We start from the raw sequence: 17,259 nt of genomic DNA, 5'->3' as shown, positions 1-17,259 counted from the left end.
CGAACGCGACTGAGCGCGCTTACTCCACCGTCACCGACTTGGCCAGGTTGCGCGGCTTGTCCACGTCGGTGCCGCGCGCCAGTGCGGTGTGGTAGGCGAGCAACTGCACCGGCACGGTGTGCAGCACCGGGCTGAGCACGCCGGCGTGGCGCGGCGTGCGGATCACGTGCACGCCTTCGGATTCGTTGAAGTTGCTGTCCTGGTCGGCGAACACGAACAGCTCGCCGCCGCGCGCGCGCACTTCCTGCATGTTCGACTTCACCTTCTCCAGCAGGGTGTCGTTGGGCGCGATCACCACCACCGGCATGTTGGCGTCGACCAGCGCCAGCGGGCCGTGCTTGAGTTCGCCGGCCGGGTAGCCCTCGGCGTGGATGTAGGTGATTTCCTTGAGCTTGAGCGCGCCCTCCAGGGCAATCGGGTAGTGCAGGCCACGGCCCAGGAACAGCGCATTGTGCTTGTCGGCGAAGCGCTCGGCCCACACCGCGATCTGCGGTTCCAGGTTGAGCACGTGCTGCACGCTGCCGGGCAGGTAGCGCAGTTGCTCCAGGTACTCGGCCTCCTGCTCGGCGCTCAGCCGCCCGCGGCGCTTGGCCAGCACGCAGGTGAGCTGGAACAGCGCCGCCAGCTGGGTGGTGAAGGCCTTGGTCGAGGCCACGCCGACCTCGGCGCCGGCGCGGGTGTAGAGCACCATCGCGCTGGCGCGCGGGATCGCGCTCTCGGGCACGTTGCAGATCGACAGGGTCTTGGCATGGCCCAGTGACTTGGCGTACTTGAGCGCCTCCATCGTGTCCAGGGTTTCGCCGGACTGGGAGATGGTCACGATCAACTGCCGCGGGTTGGCGCAGGCATCGCGGTAGCGGTACTCGCTGGCGATCTCCACGCTGCACGGCAGCCCGGCGATGCCTTCGATCCAGTAGCGCGCGGTCAGGCCGGCGTAGTAGCTGGTGCCGCAGGCCAGGATCTGCACGGCGTCCACGTCGGCCAGCAGCGCCTCGGCCTTGCTGCCGAACAGCGCGGTGTCGAAGCCGCCGGCGTCGAACAGCGCCTCCAGGGTGTCGGCCAGCGCGCGCGGCTGCTCGTGGATCTCCTTCTGCATGAAGTGGCGGTATGTCCCCAGTTCCAGCGAAGCCAGCGACACGTCGGAGACGTGCGGCTCGCGCTGCACCGGCTGGTCCTGCGCGTCGTACACCTGCACGCCGTCGCGGCGCAGTTCGGCGGTATCGCCTTCTTCCAGGAAGATCACCCGGCGCGTGGCCTGGATCACCGCCGAGACGTCGGAGGCGATGAAGTTCTCGCCCTCGCCCAGGCCGATCAGCAGCGGGCAGCCCATGCGCGCGCACACCAGCAGGTCCGGGCGCGACTTGCTGACCGCGGCCACGGCATAGGCGCCGGTCAGTTCCTTCACCGCCGCCTGCAGCGCGCCGAGCAGGTCGCGGCCCTGGGCGATGTAGTGGTGGATCAGGTGGGCGATGACCTCGGTATCGGTCTGCGATTCGAACACGTAGCCGAGCGCGGTCAGGCGCTCGCGCTGCTGTTCGTGGTTCTCGATGATGCCGTTGTGGACCAGGGCCAGGTCGCCGTGGCTGACGTGCGGGTGCGCATTGGCCTCGGTGACGCCGCCGTGCGTGGCCCAGCGGGTGTGGCCGATGCCCAGCGGCGCGTGTAGTCCCTCGGCCTGCGCGGCGCTTTCGGTCTCGGCCACGCGGCCGGTGCGGCGCACGCGGCGCACCTGTCCGTCGGCGATGGCGGCGATGCCGGCCGAGTCGTAGCCGCGGTATTCCAGGCGTTTCAGGCCTTCGATCAGGACCGGAACCACATCGCGATCCGCGATCGCACCGACGATACCGCACATAGCCGCGCCCTTCCCGAAAAGTCCGCCATTCTAGCCAAGTCCGCTGAATGTCTCGCCGCTGTCCGCTACCAGACACAGAGCGAGTCAGCCATTCCCGAGTATGCCGCGTTGGGTATGGCAGGCTGCCGGCGTTGCGTGGCGCAGCGCCTGACTGACCGTCAGGTCAAGCCGCGCGGACGGTGTCCGCGAACGTGTCCGCGGACACCCGGACACCTGTCCGCGCCGGCCACACCCATACAATTCAATGGCTTGCAGTTGGCACGCATCGTGCGATGGAGTCCCCATCCTCACCGCTGCGATCGTCCGATGATCCGTGACACCTCCGCCCAGGACCAGGTTCTCGCCCGCCCCCGCTCCGCCGCCTGGCGCCGCTGGCTGTGGCCCGGGGCGATCGCCGCGCTGGTGCTGCTGGGCATCGCCTTCGCCGCGCGCGGCTGGATCGCCGGCAGCCGCTCGTTCGATGCGCAGCGCGTGCGCATCGCCACGGTGACCCGCGGCGACCTGGTCCGCGACATCTCCGCCGACGGCCGCTTGATCGCCGCCAACAGCCCCACCCTGTACGCCATCTCCGGCGGCACGGTGACCCTGAAGGTGGTCGCCGGCGACGTGGTCAAGCAGGGCCAGGAGCTGGCCGAGATCGACAGCCCGGAACTGCGCAGCAAGCTGGCGCAGGAAGAGGCCACCCTGGCCGGCCTGGAAGCAGAGGCCGGCCGCGCCGACCTGGACGCGAGCCTGGCCCGCGCCAACGCCAGCAAGCTGATCGACCAGGCGCAGATCGAGCGGCAGGCCGCCAGCCGCGACCTGGAGCGCTACCAGCGCGGCTACGCAGGCGGCGCGGTGCCGCAGGTGGAACTGGCCAAGGCCCAGGACACGCTGAAGAAGGCCGACATCGCGATGAGCCATGCGCAGAAGGATTCCGGCCTGCAGGCGCAGGGCGCGGCGCTGGACGCGCGCAACAAGCGCCTGCTCGCCGAGCGCCAGCGCGCGGTGGTGGCCGAGGTGCAGCGCCAGGTCGACCTGTTGACCCTGCGCTCGCCGTTCGACGGTCAGGTCGGCCAGGTGCAGGTGTCGCAGCACACCAACGTCGCCGCCAACGCGCCGGTGCTGAGCGTGGTCGATCTGTCCAAGTTCGAACTGGAGATCAAGGTGCCGGAGAGCTTCGCCCGCGACCTGGCGATCGGCATGCCGGCGCAATTGACCAGCGGTGCCGGCGAGCCGTTCGCCGGGGCGATTTCGGCGGTGTCGCCGGAAGTGGTCAACGGCGAGGTCAACGCGCGCATCCGCTTCACCGACAAGCAGCCGCCGGGCCTGCGCCAGAGCCAGCGCATGAGTGCGCGGGTGCTGCTGGATACCCGCAAGAACGTGCTCAAGCTCGAGCGCGGCCCGTTCGTCGAACAGTCCGGCGGCCGCTATGCCTACGTCATGGACGGCGACTCGGCGGTGCGTCGCCCGGTCGAACTGGGCGTCACCAGCCTGGGCGAGGTCGAAGTGCGCTCGGGCCTGCAGCCGGGCGACCGGGTGGTCGTCTCCGGCAGCGATCTGTTCGGCGACGCACCGCAGGTCACGGTGCATTAGAAGCCGGGATTGGGGAATCGGGATTGGGGATTCGCAAGCCTCTCTCGTTTTCCTTTCCTGGCCACTGATTCCGAATCCCGACATCTCCAATCCCCAATCCCCGCTCCACCACCACAGGAACTCATGCCATGCTCGAAATGCGCGCCGTCTCCAAGGTCTTCCGCACCGAACAGGTCGAGACGCATGCGTTGCGCTCGCTGGACCTGCATGTCCGCGAGGGCGAGTTCGTCGCCGTCACCGGGCCGTCGGGTTCGGGCAAGACCACCTTCCTCAACATCGCCGGCCTGCTGGAGACCTTCACCAGCGGCCAGTACCTGCTCGACGGCCAGGACGTCAGCAACCTCAACGACGATGCGCGCTCGCGCATGCGCAACCAGAAGATCGGCTTCATCTTCCAGGGCTTCAACCTGATCCCCGATCTCAACCTGTTCGACAACGTCGACGTGCCGCTGCGCTACCGCGGCATGGGCGCAGCCGAGCGCAAGCAGCGCATCGAGGAGGCACTGAGCCGGGTCGGGCTGGGCTCGCGCATGAAGCACTATCCGTCCGAACTGTCGGGCGGCCAGCAGCAGCGCGCGGCGATCGCCCGCGCCCTGGCCGGCAGCCCGCGCCTGCTGCTGGCCGACGAACCGACCGGCAACCTCGACTCGCAGATGGCGCGCGGGGTGATGGAACTGCTGGAAGAGATCAACGCGCAGGGCTCGACCATCGTCATGGTCACCCACGACCCGGAACTGGCCGCGCGCGCGCAGCGCAACGTGCACATCGTCGACGGCCAGGCCACCGACCTGCAGCGCGACCCGGTGCTGGTGCACGGCGGCAGCGACGCCGCGGCCACGCGCTGACCGGCACGGCGACGACGCGGAGACCGGCATGCTCGGCTACTACGTCCAGCAAGCGTGGCGCAGCCTGCGCCGCAGCCCGGTGCTCACCGCGCTGATGGTGCTGTCCATCGCCGTGGGCATCGGCGCGGCGATGACCACGCTGACGGTGATGCGGTTGCTGTCCGGCGACCCCTTGCCAGGACGCAGCCAGCAGATCTTCTTCGCGCAACTGGATCCGCGTCCCAGCAACGGCGCCAACCAGAAGCCGTACGACAAGCTCGACTACCCCTCGGCCATGGACCTGTGGAAGCGCGGGCGCGCCGATCGCCAGGCCATGGTCGCCGAGAGCGAGATCAAGCTGCGTGCGCCGGACAGCGCCGCACCGCCCTTCATGACCCAGTTGCTGATGACCCAGGCCGATTTCTTCCCGATGTTCCAGGTGCCGTTCGCCTACGGCAGCGGCTGGCGCGCGCGCGAGGACGAGGACCGGGCGCGGGTGGCGGTGATCTCGTCCGACCTCAACGCCAAGCTGTTCGGCGGACGCAACAGCGTCGGCCGCACGCTGCTGGTGCGCGGCACCGCGGTGCGCATCGTCGGCGTGCTGGCGCCGTGGCGGCCGTCGCCGTTGTTCTACACCTTGGCCGGCGGCAGCTTCGCCCATGGCGATACCGGCAGTTTCTACGGACGGCCGCAGGACGTGTTCATGCCGCTGTCCAGCAGCCTGGAGGTCAACGACGGCCATATCCAGCCGTGGACCTGCTTCGGCAAGCCGGACGCCAACATGGACCTGCGCAGCGCGCCGTGCGTGTGGCTGCAGTTGTGGGTGCAACTGGATACGCCGACCAAGGTCGCCGACTACCGCCGGCTGCTGGCCGACTACGCGGCGCAGCAGCATGCCGCCGGCCGCATCGGCCGCGCCGATACCGCGCGCCTGCTGTCGCTGCCGCAATGGCTGGACCACAACCGCGTGGTGCCCGGCGACGTGCGCCTGCAGAGCTGGCTGGCGCTGGCGTTCCTGGGCCTGTGCCTGTTCAACAGCGTCGGCCTGCTGCTGGCCAAGTTCCTGCGCCGCGGCGGCGAGATCGGCGTGCGCCGCGCGCTGGGCGCCTCGCGTCGCGCGATCTTCGCGCAGTGCCTGACCGAGGCCAGCGTGATCGGCCTGGTCGGCGGCATCGGCGGTTGGCTGCTGACCCTGATCGGCCTGTGGAGCGTGCGCCAGCAGCCCACCGCCTACGCCGACCTGGCGCACCTGGACCTGACCACGTTCGCCGGCACCTTCGCCCTGGCGATCGCCTGCAGCCTCGCGGCTGGCCTGTTCCCCGCCCTACGCGCCAGCCGTATCGCGCCAGCCATGCAACTCAAGAGTCTGTAACCGGGGCCCGCGACCATGCAGATCACGCCCATCCTCAGCGCACTGTCCCGCCACCGCATCGCCGCGACGCTGATCGCGCTGGAAGTGGCGCTGGCCTGTGCGGTGTTGTGCAACGCCTTCTTCCTGATCGGCAACCGCCTGGACCTGGTGCATCTGCGCAGCGGCATCGACGAATCCGCGCTGGGCCTGGTGTCGCTGTCCGGCTGCGACGGCTGCAACGCTGCCGATGTCAACGCGCGCGCGCTGGATGCGGTGCGGCGCACGCCCGGCGTGCGCGCGGCCGGCGCCATCAACACCGTGCCGTTCGCGCCGCCGGTGTTCAACAACGGGCTGTGCCTGGACCAGGACTGCACCCAGGTCGGCGGCGTGCCGCACTTCTACATGCTCAGCCCCGGCGCCGTCGCCGCGCTGGCGCTGAAGCCGGACAGCGGCCGCGCGTTCGCCGACGCGGACTACCAGCCGCTCGTCAACGGCGTCCCGACCGCGGCCGGCGTGTGGATCACGCGGGCGCTGGCCGCGCACCTGTGGCCGGGCCAGGATCCGCTGGGCAAGGAATTCTGGGCCGGCGGCCATTTCCGCGTGATCGGCACGCTGGCGCACCTGGCGCGTCCCGACCCCGGCCGCAGCGAGGATGGCGTGATCGGCAGCGACTGGTCGGTGGTGATCCCGGTGCGCGAGGCGGAGCAGTCCGGCACCTACGTGCTGCGCGCCGATCCGCGCGACCTGCCGCGGGTGTTTGCGCAGGCGCGCGCAGCGGTGGCGCGGGCGGTGCCCGAGGCGGTGCTGGACAACGCCAACAGCCAACCGCTGGACGCGCTGCGCCAGACCTATTTCCAGAGCGACCGCGCGATGACCGGGCTGCTGGTCGCGATCATCGTCGCGATGCTGCTGGTGACCGCGCTGGGCATCGTCGGCCTGGCCAGCTTCTGGGTGCAGCAGCGCACCAAGCAGATCGGCATCCGCCGCGCGCTCGGCGCGACCCGCCGCGACATCCTGCGCTACTTCCAGACCGAGAACCTGCTGCTGGTCGGCGCCGGCGTGGCGCTGGGCATGCTGCTGGCCTACGGCGGCAACGTGCTGCTGATGCAGGTGTTCGAACTGGAACGGCTGCCGGCCAGCTACCTGCCGGTCGGCGCGCTGCTGCTGTGCGCGCTGGGCCAGCTCGCCGTGCTCGGTCCGGCCCTGCGCGCCGCCGCCGTCGCCCCCGCCACCGCCACCCGCAGCGCCTGACCCGGAGCCCGCATGTTCGCCTACTACCTCCGCCTGGCGCTGCGCAGCTTCGGCCGCAACCGCATCCTCACCGCGCTGATGGTGCTGGCCGTGGCGCTGGGCATCGGGGCGTCGATGACCATGCTGACCGTGCTGCATACGCTCTCCGGCGACCCGCTGCCCGGGCGCAGCGCCACGCTGTTCCATCCGCAACTGGATCCGCGTCCGCGCAACCTGCCCAGCGCCGACCCCGAGCCGCCGGACGAACTGACCTGGCAGGATGCGACCGCGCTGTATCGGGCGCAGGCGGCGCCGGCGCAGACCATGACCAGCGCGAACTGGCTGCCGGTGCGCCAGACCGTGCCCGACAGCCCCCTGCGCATGCTCACCACGCGCGCCGCCACGGCCGACCTGTTCGGCATGTTCGGCATGCGCTTCCTCTACGGCAGCGGCTGGAGCCGGCGCGACGACAGCCAGCGCGCGCCGGTGGTGGTGCTGAGCCGCAAGCTCAACGACGCGCTGTTCGGTGGCGCGGACAGCGTCGGCAAGACCCTGACCATCGCCACCCGCCCGTTCCGGGTGATCGGGGTGATCGACGCCTGGAACGCGCAGCCGCGCTTCTACGATCTCAACTCCGGCGCGTACACGCCGCCGGAGGAACTGTACATGCCGTTCGAGACCTGGCTGGACCTGCCGCAGGACTACGGCTACGGGCCGATGCAGTGCTGGGGCAAGGATGGCGAAGCCGGCCTGCACGACCCCAAGGCCGCGCAATGCACCTGGGTGCAGTACTGGGTGCGGCTGGACACGCCCGAGCAGGAGCGGCGCTACCGCGCGGCGCTGGATGCCTACAGCGCGCAGCAGCGCCAGCTCGGCCGCTTCGAACGCGCCCCCAACACCCGCCTGCGCAGCCTGGTCGACTGGCTGGACTACAAGCGGGTGGTGCCGGCCACGGTGCGCATGCAGACCTGGATCGCCTTCGGCGTGCTGCTGGTGTGCCTGCTCAATGCGGTCGGCCTGCTGGTCGCCAAGTTCATGCGCAAGGCCGGCGAGATCGGCGTGCGCCGCGCACTCGGCGCCAGCCGCCGCGCGGTGTTCGCGCAATGCCTGGCCGAATCGGCACTGATCGGCTGCCTGGGCGGCCTGCTCGGCATCCCGCTGACCTGGATCGGCCTGTGGCTGGTGCGCCAGCAACCGGTGGCCTACGCGCAGCAGGCACATGCCGATCCCGCGATCCTGGGCATCGCCCTGGCCGTGGCCACGCTGTCGGCGCTGGCCGCCGGCCTGTGGCCGGCCTGGCGCGCCTCGCGCATCGCCCCCGCCCTGCAGGTGAAATCGCTATGACCTCGTTCCCTCCCGTGCGTCCCATCCTGTCCGCCCTGGGCAGCCATCGCGCCGCGGTGGTGCTGATGGCGCTGCAGATCGCCCTGACCCTGGCGGTGCTGTGCAACCTGGTGTTCATCATCGCCCGCACCTACCAGCGCGTGCAGACCCCGACCGGGGTGATGGAACAGGATATCGGCCTGATCCAGAGCATCAGCGTGGTCGGCGAGCCGGGCAGCATCAGCAGCGTCGGCCGCAGCCTGGACCTGCTGCAGGCGGTGCCCGGTGTGGAAGCGGCGGCGTTCGGCACGCCGCCGCTGTGGGGTCCGACGCAGGCGCAACTGTTCCTGCAGCCGCAGGCCACGCAGCCGGTCGCCCGTGCCCGTCTGTTCCTCGGCAGCCAGGGCCTGAACCGCACGCTGGGCATCCGCATCGTCGCCGGCCGCGACCTGCGCGATGCGGAGCTGACCGGCGCCTCGGACCTGTTCGGCGCGCCGCCGGAGATCGAGCGGCGCCTGCCGGCGCTGATCACGCCCTCGCTGGCCGCCAAACTGTTCCCCGGCGCATCGCCGCTGGGGCGCACGCTCTACACCAGCACCTTCAACCAGCCGGTGCGCCTGGACATCGTCGGGGTGATGGCGCCGGTGCGCGGCGAGATCACCGGGCACGACGACGACGCCGATGCGCTGCTGACCGAGATCCGCATCGGCAGCGAAGGCTGGGGCGGCGGCTACGTGATCCGCAGCAAGCCAGGACAACTGGCGCAGGCGCTGCCGCGCGCGGCCGCGGCGATGCAGCGCGCCAACCCGACCTACGTGCAGCAGCGCGTGAGCACCATGCAGGAACTGCGGAGCGAGTACTTCAAGAGCGACAGCGCGGTGGCGCGGATGCTGCTGGCGATCATCCTGATCCTGCTCACGGTCACCGCGCTGGGCATCGGCGGGCTGGCCAGTTTCTGGGTGCAGCAACGCACCCGGCAGATCGGCATCCGCCGCGCGCTCGGCGCCACCCGCGGCGACATCCTGCGCTACTTCCAGACCGAGAATCTGCTGATCGTCGGCGCCGGCGCGCTGCTCGGCGCGGTGCTCGCTTACGTCATGAACCAGTGGCTGATGCAGCGCTTCGAACTGGAGCGGCTGTCTTCGCCGACCGTGCTCACCGGCATCGTCGCGGTGTGGCTGCTCGGCCAGCTCGCCGTCCTCGGCCCGGCCCTGCGCGCCGCCGCCGTCCCACCCGCCACCGCCACCCGCAGCGCCTGACCCCGGAGCTCCCATGTTCGGCTACTACGTCCGCCTCGCCTTGCGCAGCTTCCGCCGCAACACCGTCCTCACCGCGCTGATGGTGCTGGCCATCGCCTTGGGCATCGGCGCCAGCATGACCACGCTGACCGTGTTCTACGTGCTCTCCGGCGACCCGATTCCGCAGAAGAGCGATCGCCTGTTCTACGTGCAGGTGGATGCGCAACCCAAGGCCGGTTTCCAGCCGGGCGAGGAACCGGATTCGCAGAACACGCGCTTCGATGCCGAGGCGCTGCTGCGCGAGAAGCGCGCCAAGCGCCAGGCGCTGATGACCGGCGGCAGCGTGGCGATCGAACCGACCAAGAGCGGCCTGAAGCCGTTCAAGTCGGAAGTGCGCTTCACGTCGGCGGACTTCTTTCCGATGTTCGACACGCCGTTCCAGTACGGCCACGGCTGGACCGGCACCGAAGACGAGCGCCACGACCGCGTGGTGGTCATCAGCCGGAAGCTCAACGAGAAGCTGTTCGACGGCGCCGACAGCGTCGGCCGCGAACTGCGCATGGACCAGAACACCTTCCGCATCGTCGGCGTGCTCGACACCTGGGAGGTCAAGCCGCGCTTCTACGACGTCACCAACACCTATGGGTCGGACGAACAGGCCTATCTGCCGTTCTCGGTGGCGATGGATCTGAAGATGGACCGCAACGGCAGCATGAACTGCTTCGGCGACAGCAACGGCGACCAGACCGCGCTCAATGCGCCGTGCGCCTGGGTGCAGTACTGGGTGGAACTGGAGAACCCGGCGCAGGCTGCCGACTACAAGGCCTACCTGGAGAACTATTCGGCCCAGCAGCGCGCCGCCGGCCGCTTCCAGCGCCCCAACAACGTGCGCCTGCGCAACGTCATGCAGTGGCTGGACCACAACGAAGTGGTGCCCGGCGACGTGCGCCTGCAGCTGTGGCTGGCGATGGGCTTCCTGCTGGTGTGCCTGCTCAACACCGTCGGCCTGCTGCTGGCCAAGTTCCTGCGCCGCAGCGGCGAGATCGGCGTGCGCCGCGCGCTCGGCGCCTCGCGCGGGGCGATCTTCGCGCAATGCCTGGTGGAGGCCGGCGCCATCGGCCTGGCCGGCGGCGTGGCCGGACTGGGACTGGCCACGCTCGGCCTGTGGGCGGTACGCCAGCAGCCGGCCAGCTACGCGAAGCTGGCGCATCTGGATCCGAGCATGCTGGCGCTGACCTTCGCGATGGCGGTGGGCGCCAGCCTGCTCGCCGGCCTGTTGCCGTCGTGGCGCGCCATCCAGGTCGCGCCCGCCCTGCAGCTCAAGTCCTGATCCTGCGCGCCCTGCGCCTTCCACGCATTCTCACAAGGTCATCGCCATGGATATCCGCCCCATCCTGTCCACCTTGCGCCGCCACAAGACCGCCGCCGCGCTGATCGTGCTGGAGATCGCCCTGGCCTGCGCGATCGTCTGCAACGCGCTGTTCCTGATCGGCAACCGCATCGAGACCCTGCACCGGCCCAGCGGCATCGCCGAGTCGGAACTGGTGACGATCTCGCTGGGCGGCATCGGCCAGCAGGTCAACGCCGCCGCGCGCACCCGCGAGGACCTGGCCGCGTTGCGCGCGGTGCCCGGCGTGCGCAACGCCACGGTGCTCAACCAGGTGCCGTTCGTGCACTACTCCTGGAACACCAGCCTGTCGCTGAGCGCGGACCAGGAGCGGCCCACCCTCAATGCCGCACAGTACATGGCCGAGGAAGGCACGCTGAAGACCCTGGGCCTGAAGCTGGTGGCCGGGCGCGATTTCGCCCCCGACGAGTACATGGATCTGGACGCCGCGCAGACCGACAAGCGGATCCAGGAGAAGGGCACCGCCATCATCCTCAACCGCGCCACCGCGGAGAAGATGTTCCCGGGGCAGAACGCGCTGGGCAAGACCGTCTATACCGGGCCGGTGGGCGCCCGCGTGGTCGGCATCGTCGAGACCCTGGCGCGGCCCACCGCCGCCAGCGGCCTGGCCGAGATCGACTACGCGATGCTGCTGCCGTTCCGGCTGAACTACACCGACGGGCTGTACGTGCTGCGGGTCACCGACCCGGCGCGGCGCCAGGAAGTGCTGAACGCGGCCACCGCGGCGCTGATGAAGGTCGACAGCAGCCGTCTGGTACTCAAGCAGCAGACCTACAGCGAGATCCGCGACGCCTACTTCCAGGGCGACCGCGCGATGGTGTGGTTGCTCGGCGCGGTCTGCGTCGCGTTGCTGATCGTCACCGCGCTGGGCATCGTCGGCCTGGCCAGCTTCTGGGTGCAGCAGCGCACCAAGCAGATCGGCATCCGCCGTGCGCTCGGCGCCACCCGCGGGCAGATCCTGCGCTACTTCCAGACCGAGAACTTCCTGCTGGCCAGCACCGGCATCGTGCTCGGCATGCTGCTGGCCTACGCCATCAACCAGTGGCTGATGGGCAAGTACGAGCTGCCGCGGCTGCCGCTGGCCTACCTGCCGATCGGCGCGGTGGCGCTGTGGCTGCTCGGCCAGCTGGCGGTGTTCGCGCCGGCCCGCCGCGCCGCCGACGTGCCGCCGGCCGTGGCCACCCGCAGCACCTGACCCATCCCCTTGGCCGGCTCCGGCCGGCCTTTTTTCTTCAGGACGTCCGATGTTCGGCTACTACTGCAAACTGGCGCTGCACAGCTTCGGTCGCAACCGCCTGCTGACCGCACTGATGGTGCTGGCGATCGCGGTCGGCATCGGCGCGTCGATGACCACGCTGACCGTGTTCCACGTGCTGGCGGCCGATCCCATTCCCGGCAAGAGCGCGCAGCTGTTCAACGTCGAACTCAACGTCGCGCCGGACGACCGTTACGATCCGAACGACACCGACCCGCAGCAACTGACCCGCCGCGATGCCGAGGCGCTGCTGCGCGACAGGCGCGGCGACCGCCAGGCGATGATGTCGGCCGGCGGCGTGACGGTGGTGCCGGCGCAGCCGCAGCTGACCCCGTTCGGCGCCGAAGCGCGCTACACCAGCGCCGACTTCTTTCCGATGTTCGCGGTGCCGATGCGCTACGGCCACGCCTGGACCGCGGACGACGATGCCCGGCGCGCGCGTGTCGCGGTGATTTCGCGGCGGCTCAATACCCAACTGTTCGGCGACGCCAACAGTGTCGGCCGCCAGCTCCAGATTGGCGATACCGTGCTGCGGGTGGTCGGGGTGATCGACGCCTGGGACATGAACCCGCGCTTCTACGACCTGACCAACACCGAGTATGGCGACAGCGAGGACGTGTTCGTGCCGTTCTCCACTGCGCGCGACCTGGACCTGGACGTCAGCGGTTCGATGTCCTGCTGGGGCGACCATGCCGGCAACAGGACCAGCGCGAACGCCCCCTGCGCCTGGATCCAGTACTGGGTGGAACTGGACAGCCCCGCCAAGCACGCCGCCTACCTGGACGCGTTGCAGGCCTATGCGCAGCAGCAGCGCGACGCCGGCCGCTTCCGCCATCCGCCGGACATCCGCCTCAGCGACGTGATGAGCTGGCTGGACCGCAACCACGCCGTGCCCTCCGACGTGCGCCTGCAGGTGGGGCTGGCGCTGGCGTTCCTGGGCATCTGCATGCTCAACACCGCCGGGCTGATGCTGGCCAAGTTCCTGCGCCACAGCGGCGAGATCGGCGTGCGCCGCGCGCTCGGCGCCTCACGGCGGACGATCTTTGCCCAGCACCTGATCGAAGCGGCGGCGATCGGCCTGGCCGGCGGCGCCGGCGGCCTGCTGCTGGCCTGGATCGGCACCTGGCTGGTGCGGCAGCAGCCGGCCGACTACGCCGCGCTGGCGCACCTGGACGGCCGCATGTTGCTGCTCGCCCTGGCGCTGAGTCTGGGCAGCAGCCTGCTCGCCGGCGCGCTGCCGGCCTGGCAGGCGATGCGCGTGTCCACCGCCCTGCAGCTCAAGTCGCAATGACGCGCCGCGCGCGCCCTCTCCGCCAGGAATTCCCACCGTGTCCCTCCATCCCATCCTCTCCAGTCTGCGCAAGCACCGCGTGGCCGCCAGCCTGATCGTGCTGGAGATCGCCTTCAGTTGCGCCGTCGTCTGCAACGCGCTGTTCCTGATCAATCAGCGGCTCGAACGCATGCAGCGGCCCAGCGGCGCCGCCGAGCAGGAACTGGTGCAACTGCGCAGCCGCAGCGTGGTCGGCGACGGCAACAGCGCCGCGCAGACCCGCGCCGACCTGGACGCGCTGCGACGCATTCCGGGTGTGCGCGAGGCCAGCATCATCAACCAGGCGCTGTTCGGCGACTCGCTCGGCTACAGCGGGGTATCGCTGCGCCCGGACCAGGAGCGCAGCACCCTGCATGCGGTGCAGTACTTCGGCGACGCGCGGCTGCTCGATACCCTGGGGTTGCATCTGGTCGCAGGGCGCCGCTTCGCGGACGACGAGTTCATCGACGACGCGCAACTGCGCGATCCGGTGGCCAAGCGCATCCCGCCCTCGGTCATCCTCAGCCAATCGCTGGCGCAACGTCTGTTCCCTGGCCAGAACGCCGTGGGCCGCACCATCTACGTCTACGGCGAACACCGGGTCGTCGGCGTGGTGCAACGCCTGGTGCAACCCCGCGAAGGCGGGAACGTCGGCCACTACGAGGACACGATGCTGTTCCCGGTGAACGTTCCCTACGATCGCGGCACCTACCTGCTGCGCGTGCGCGACCCGGCGCAGCGCGAGGCGGTGTTGCGGCAAGCCAAGGCGACGCTGTCGCAACACGGTCCACGGCGGATGGTGAAAGGCGGCAAGACCCTGCAACAAGCACGCGCGGACTACTACCGCGACGACCAGGCGATGGCCTGGCTCCTGGTCGGCGTGTGCGTCCTGCTTCTGTTGGTCACCGCGCTGGGCATCGTCGGCCTGACCAGCTTCTGGGTGCAGCAGCGCACCAAGCAGATCGGCATTCGCCGCGCGCTCGGCGCCACCTGCACGCAGATCCTGCGGCATTTCCAGTTGGAGAACTTCCTGCTCGCCAGCGCCGGCATCGTCCTCGGCATGCTGCTGGCCTATGCCGCCAACCTGTATCTGATGAGCGCCTACGAACTGCCACGGCTGCCGTTGTGGTACCTGCCGGTCGGCGCGCTGGCGCTGTGGCTGCTCGGCCAGCTCGCGGTGCTGCTGCCTGCGCGCCGCGCCGCCGCGGTGCCGCCGGCGGTGGCCACGCGCAGTGTCTGAGCGAACGCGTCAAGTGTCCAAACGAGGAGAGGCAGGATGCTGAACCATTATCTGCTGCTGGCCTGGCGCAGCCTGCGGCGCACGCCGATCGCCACCGCGCTGATGGTGCTGGCGATCGGCCTGGGCATCGGCGCGAGCATGACCATGCTGACGGTGCTGCACGTGATGTCGCGCGACCCGCTGCCGGACAGGAGCGGTACGCTCTACACCCCGCATCTGGATCCGTTGCCGAGCAGCTACCCGGACAACCAGGAGTGGGGCGATCCGGCCGACAACCTCACCTGGCCCGACGCCATGGCGCTGCTGCGGGCCGCACCCGCCACACCGCAGGCGGCGATGGCCGGCGGGCAGGTCTTGCTGTGGCAACCGCGCGCGGCGCAAGCGCCGCTCGACCTGAGCGGCCGCTACACCAGCGCCGGGTTCTTCGCCCTGTTCGGCATCCCCCTGCAGCGCGGCCACGGCTGGAGCACGGCGGACGACCAGCGCCACGCCCGCGTCATCGTGCTGAGCCGCACCCTGGCCGACACCCTGTTCGGCGCGCGCGATCCGGTCGGCCAGCGGGTGGCGCTCGGGGAAAAGCGCATCGGCTTCGAGGTGATCGGCGTGACCGGCGATTGGGATCCGCAACCGCTGTTCTACGCCGACCCGGGCAGCAAGGGCAGTTTCGGCCAGCGCGACGATTTCTTCCTGCCGCTGTCGACCGCGATGGAACTGGCACTGGACGTCAACAGCAACATCAGCAGCTGGAACAGCTTCAACGGCGACGACGCGGCGCGACGCAGGGATCCGTCGACCAGCTGGCTGCAGTTCTGGGTGCGCCTGGACACGCCGCAGCAGGTCGCCGCCTACCAGCGCCTGCTCTACGACTACGCCGTGACACAGCACGCCAGCGGCCGCTTCCAGCGGCCGCCGGAGCGGGCGCGGCTGTATGCGTTGATGGACTGGCTGCGCCACCTGCGGATGGTGCCCGACGATGTGCGCCTGCAGACGCTGCTGGCGCTGGGTTTCCTGTGGATCTGCCTGGTCAACGTGATCGCCTTGCTGCTGGCGAAATTCCTGCGCCGCGGCGGCGAGATCGGCGTGCGACGCGCGCTCGGTGCCCGCCGCGGCCACGTGTTCCTGCAATTCGGCAGCGAAGCCGCGCTGATCGGGCTGCTCGGTGGCGCAGTGGGCATCGCGATCGCCGAACTGGGTCTGTGGAGCGTGCGCCAGCGCCCGGACGACTACGCCAGGCTGGCGCGGATGGACCTGCAGATGCTGCTCGCCACCGTGGCACTGGCGGTGATCGCCGCACTGCTGGCGGGCCTGCTGCCCGCCTGGCGGGCCAGCCGGATCGACCCCGCCCTGCAGATCAAGGACCTGACATGAATCTGCCGATCCGCCCCATCCTCTCCAGCCTGCAGCATCACCGCCTGACCGCCGCGCTGCTGGCGCTGCAGGTCGCGCTGACCTGCGCCTTCGTCGCCAACGCCGTGTTCCTGATCGGTGGGCGCATCGAACGTCTGCGGGTCTCCAGCGGCTTGCCCGAGGAAGAACTGGCGCTGATCTCGGTGCGCGGCGTCCAGAGCGACGGCAATGCACTGGCCCAGCAACAATCCGATCTGCGGGCGTTGCGCAGCATTCCAGGTGTCACCGCAGCCGCCGCGATCGGCTTCAGCCTGCCGCTGTCCGGCGGCGCCAACGACTATGGCGGTTGCCCCGACCAACAGACGCTGGACCGCGCGATGGCGCAGCAGTCGATGGACGATACAGGGTGCATCCAGGCCACGTATTACTCCGGCTCGCAAGGTTTCGTGCAGGCCATGGGCGCGCACCTGATCGCCGGCCGCGACTTCCGTGCCGACGAATATTCCACCGCCACACCGAGCGCGGTGATCGTCACCCGCGCGCTGGCGCGGCAACTGTGGCCAGGTCAACCTGCGGTCGGCAAAACGCTGTATGGCGGAGCCCACGGCGCCGTCGTCGTCGGCGTCGTCGAAGACCTGCTGCGCACGACGCTGCGCGGCGCAGCGGTCGACCATCTGGCCGCGCTGTCGCCGCAGCTGCCCGCGGGCAGCCAAGTGCAGTACCTGTTGCGCAGCGCGCCGCAGGACCGCGGACGGATCCTGGCCGCGGCGGCCGACGCGCTGGCACAGGCAGGACCGCTGCGACTGATTCCGGCCGAAGGGCGCCGCAGCTACGCCCAACTGCGGCAGCGCTACTTCCAGCGCGATGCCACCATGATCGGCTTGCTGCTCGCGGCGACCACGGGCCTGTTGTTCGTGACCGCCCTGGGCATCGGCGGGCTGGCCAGTTTCTGGGTGCAGCAACGCACGCGCCAGATCGGCATCCGCCGCGCCATCGGCGCGACCCGTGGCGACATCCTGCGCCATTTCCAGACCGAAAACCTGCTGATCGTGAGCGCTGGCAGCGCCGCGGGCATGGTGCTGGCATTGCTGCTCAATCAAGCGCTGTTGCAGCACTACGACCTGCCACGCCTGCCGCTGGGCTACCTGCCGACCGTCGCTGCGGCGCTCCTGCTGCTCGGCCAGCTGGCGATCCTGGCGCCCGCGCGCCGCGCCGCCGCGGTGCCGCCGGCGGTGGCCACGCGCAGTGTCTGAGGTGCCGATGCACGCAGGCACGACAATCTCCACGCAGACTGCGATGATGCCGCC

13 protein-coding genes are annotated in these 17,259 nt (G+C 70.0%); 12 read left to right on the top strand and 1 reads right to left on the bottom strand.

Annotated elements, in window-relative coordinates; genetic code table 11:
* Positions 1–19: 19 nt before the first annotated feature.
* The gene (gene glmS, locus AC1G9L_RS03215) at positions 20–1,852 is read right to left on the bottom strand and encodes a glutamine--fructose-6-phosphate transaminase (isomerizing) (protein WP_019800635.1); all 1,833 of its coding nucleotides are present in this window, start codon (positions 1,850–1,852) and stop codon (positions 20–22) included.
* 306 nt (positions 1,853–2,158) lie between these two features.
* Between glmS and AC1G9L_RS03210 the strand changes: the two genes are divergently transcribed.
* The 12 genes from AC1G9L_RS03210 to AC1G9L_RS03155 all read left to right on the top strand — a co-directional run bounded on the left by AC1G9L_RS03210 (position 2,159) and on the right by AC1G9L_RS03155 (position 17,205).
* Entirely contained in the window at positions 2,159–3,427 is a 1,269-nt protein-coding gene (locus AC1G9L_RS03210; RefSeq protein ID WP_019800634.1) for an efflux RND transporter periplasmic adaptor subunit, read from the top strand.
* A 128-nt stretch (positions 3,428–3,555) separates the two neighbouring features.
* Positions 3,556–4,272: an ABC transporter ATP-binding protein gene (locus AC1G9L_RS03205; protein WP_019800633.1), complete on the top strand. Its 717-nt coding sequence runs from the start codon at positions 3,556–3,558 to the stop codon at positions 4,270–4,272.
* Between the two features lie 28 nt (positions 4,273–4,300).
* On the top strand, positions 4,301–5,623 hold the full coding sequence (locus tag AC1G9L_RS03200; RefSeq protein WP_019800632.1) for an ABC transporter permease: 1,323 nt from the start codon (positions 4,301–4,303) through the stop codon (positions 5,621–5,623).
* A gap of 15 nt (positions 5,624–5,638) precedes the next feature.
* A complete protein-coding gene (locus tag AC1G9L_RS03195) occupies positions 5,639–6,853 on the top strand; it encodes an ABC transporter permease (RefSeq protein WP_481070257.1) in 1,215 nt (404 codons plus the stop codon).
* A gap of 12 nt (positions 6,854–6,865) precedes the next feature.
* Positions 6,866–8,176 (top strand): ABC transporter permease, encoded by a 1,311-nt coding sequence (locus AC1G9L_RS03190; protein ID WP_019800055.1) that lies wholly within the window; start codon positions 6,866–6,868, stop codon positions 8,174–8,176.
* On the top strand, positions 8,173–9,414 hold the full coding sequence (locus tag AC1G9L_RS03185) for an FtsX-like permease family protein (RefSeq protein WP_019800054.1): 1,242 nt from the start codon (positions 8,173–8,175) through the stop codon (positions 9,412–9,414). Before AC1G9L_RS03190 ends, AC1G9L_RS03185 begins: the two co-directional genes overlap by 4 nt.
* A gap of 13 nt (positions 9,415–9,427) precedes the next feature.
* Complete coding sequence (locus AC1G9L_RS03180) at positions 9,428–10,723, top strand: ABC transporter permease (protein ID WP_019800053.1); 1,296 nt, start codon at positions 9,428–9,430, stop codon at positions 10,721–10,723.
* Positions 10,724–10,769: 46 nt separating this feature from the next.
* Positions 10,770–11,996 carry an FtsX-like permease family protein gene (locus tag AC1G9L_RS03175; RefSeq protein ID WP_019800052.1) on the top strand — a complete coding sequence of 409 codons (1,227 nt, stop codon included), beginning with the start codon at positions 10,770–10,772 and terminating at the stop codon, positions 11,994–11,996.
* A gap of 49 nt (positions 11,997–12,045) precedes the next feature.
* Complete coding sequence (locus tag AC1G9L_RS03170; protein WP_019800051.1) at positions 12,046–13,347, top strand: ABC transporter permease; 1,302 nt, start codon at positions 12,046–12,048, stop codon at positions 13,345–13,347.
* Positions 13,348–13,384: 37 nt separating this feature from the next.
* A complete protein-coding gene (locus AC1G9L_RS03165; protein ID WP_019800050.1) occupies positions 13,385–14,605 on the top strand; it encodes an FtsX-like permease family protein in 1,221 nt (406 codons plus the stop codon).
* Positions 14,606–14,641: 36 nt separating this feature from the next.
* The gene (locus AC1G9L_RS03160) at positions 14,642–15,973 is read left to right on the top strand and encodes an ABC transporter permease (protein WP_481070256.1); all 1,332 of its coding nucleotides are present in this window, start codon (positions 14,642–14,644) and stop codon (positions 15,971–15,973) included.
* Positions 15,970–17,205 carry an ABC transporter permease gene (locus AC1G9L_RS03155; RefSeq protein ID WP_481070255.1) on the top strand — a complete coding sequence of 412 codons (1,236 nt, stop codon included), beginning with the start codon at positions 15,970–15,972 and terminating at the stop codon, positions 17,203–17,205. Before AC1G9L_RS03160 ends, AC1G9L_RS03155 begins: the two co-directional genes overlap by 4 nt.
* The last annotated feature ends 54 nt before the right edge of the window (positions 17,206–17,259 follow it).

It is taken from the genome of Xanthomonas sp. NCPPB 1132, assembly GCF_056629235.1.
The sequence above is the reverse complement of the archived record's forward strand: the minus strand, read 5'-3'. Positions and strand labels throughout refer to the sequence as shown.

Bases quoted from the DNA above. Each gene is read 5' to 3' on its own strand.
- glmS (WP_019800635.1), bottom strand. From the start codon at position 1,852: ATGTGCGGTATCGTCGGTGCGATCGCGGATCGCGATGTGGTTCCGGTC.
- AC1G9L_RS03210 (WP_019800634.1), top strand. From the start codon at position 2,159: ATGATCCGTGACACCTCCGCCCAGGACCAGGTTCTCGCCCGCCCCCGC.
- AC1G9L_RS03205 (WP_019800633.1), top strand. From the start codon at position 3,556: ATGCTCGAAATGCGCGCCGTCTCCAAGGTCTTCCGCACCGAACAGGTC.
- AC1G9L_RS03200 (WP_019800632.1), top strand. From the start codon at position 4,301: ATGCTCGGCTACTACGTCCAGCAAGCGTGGCGCAGCCTGCGCCGCAGC.
- AC1G9L_RS03195 (WP_481070257.1), top strand. From the start codon at position 5,639: ATGCAGATCACGCCCATCCTCAGCGCACTGTCCCGCCACCGCATCGCC.
- AC1G9L_RS03190 (WP_019800055.1), top strand. From the start codon at position 6,866: ATGTTCGCCTACTACCTCCGCCTGGCGCTGCGCAGCTTCGGCCGCAAC.
- AC1G9L_RS03185 (WP_019800054.1), top strand. From the start codon at position 8,173: ATGACCTCGTTCCCTCCCGTGCGTCCCATCCTGTCCGCCCTGGGCAGC.
- AC1G9L_RS03180 (WP_019800053.1), top strand. From the start codon at position 9,428: ATGTTCGGCTACTACGTCCGCCTCGCCTTGCGCAGCTTCCGCCGCAAC.
- AC1G9L_RS03175 (WP_019800052.1), top strand. From the start codon at position 10,770: ATGGATATCCGCCCCATCCTGTCCACCTTGCGCCGCCACAAGACCGCC.
- AC1G9L_RS03170 (WP_019800051.1), top strand. From the start codon at position 12,046: ATGTTCGGCTACTACTGCAAACTGGCGCTGCACAGCTTCGGTCGCAAC.
- AC1G9L_RS03160 (WP_481070256.1), top strand. From the start codon at position 14,642: ATGCTGAACCATTATCTGCTGCTGGCCTGGCGCAGCCTGCGGCGCACG.
- AC1G9L_RS03155 (WP_481070255.1), top strand. From the start codon at position 15,970: ATGAATCTGCCGATCCGCCCCATCCTCTCCAGCCTGCAGCATCACCGC.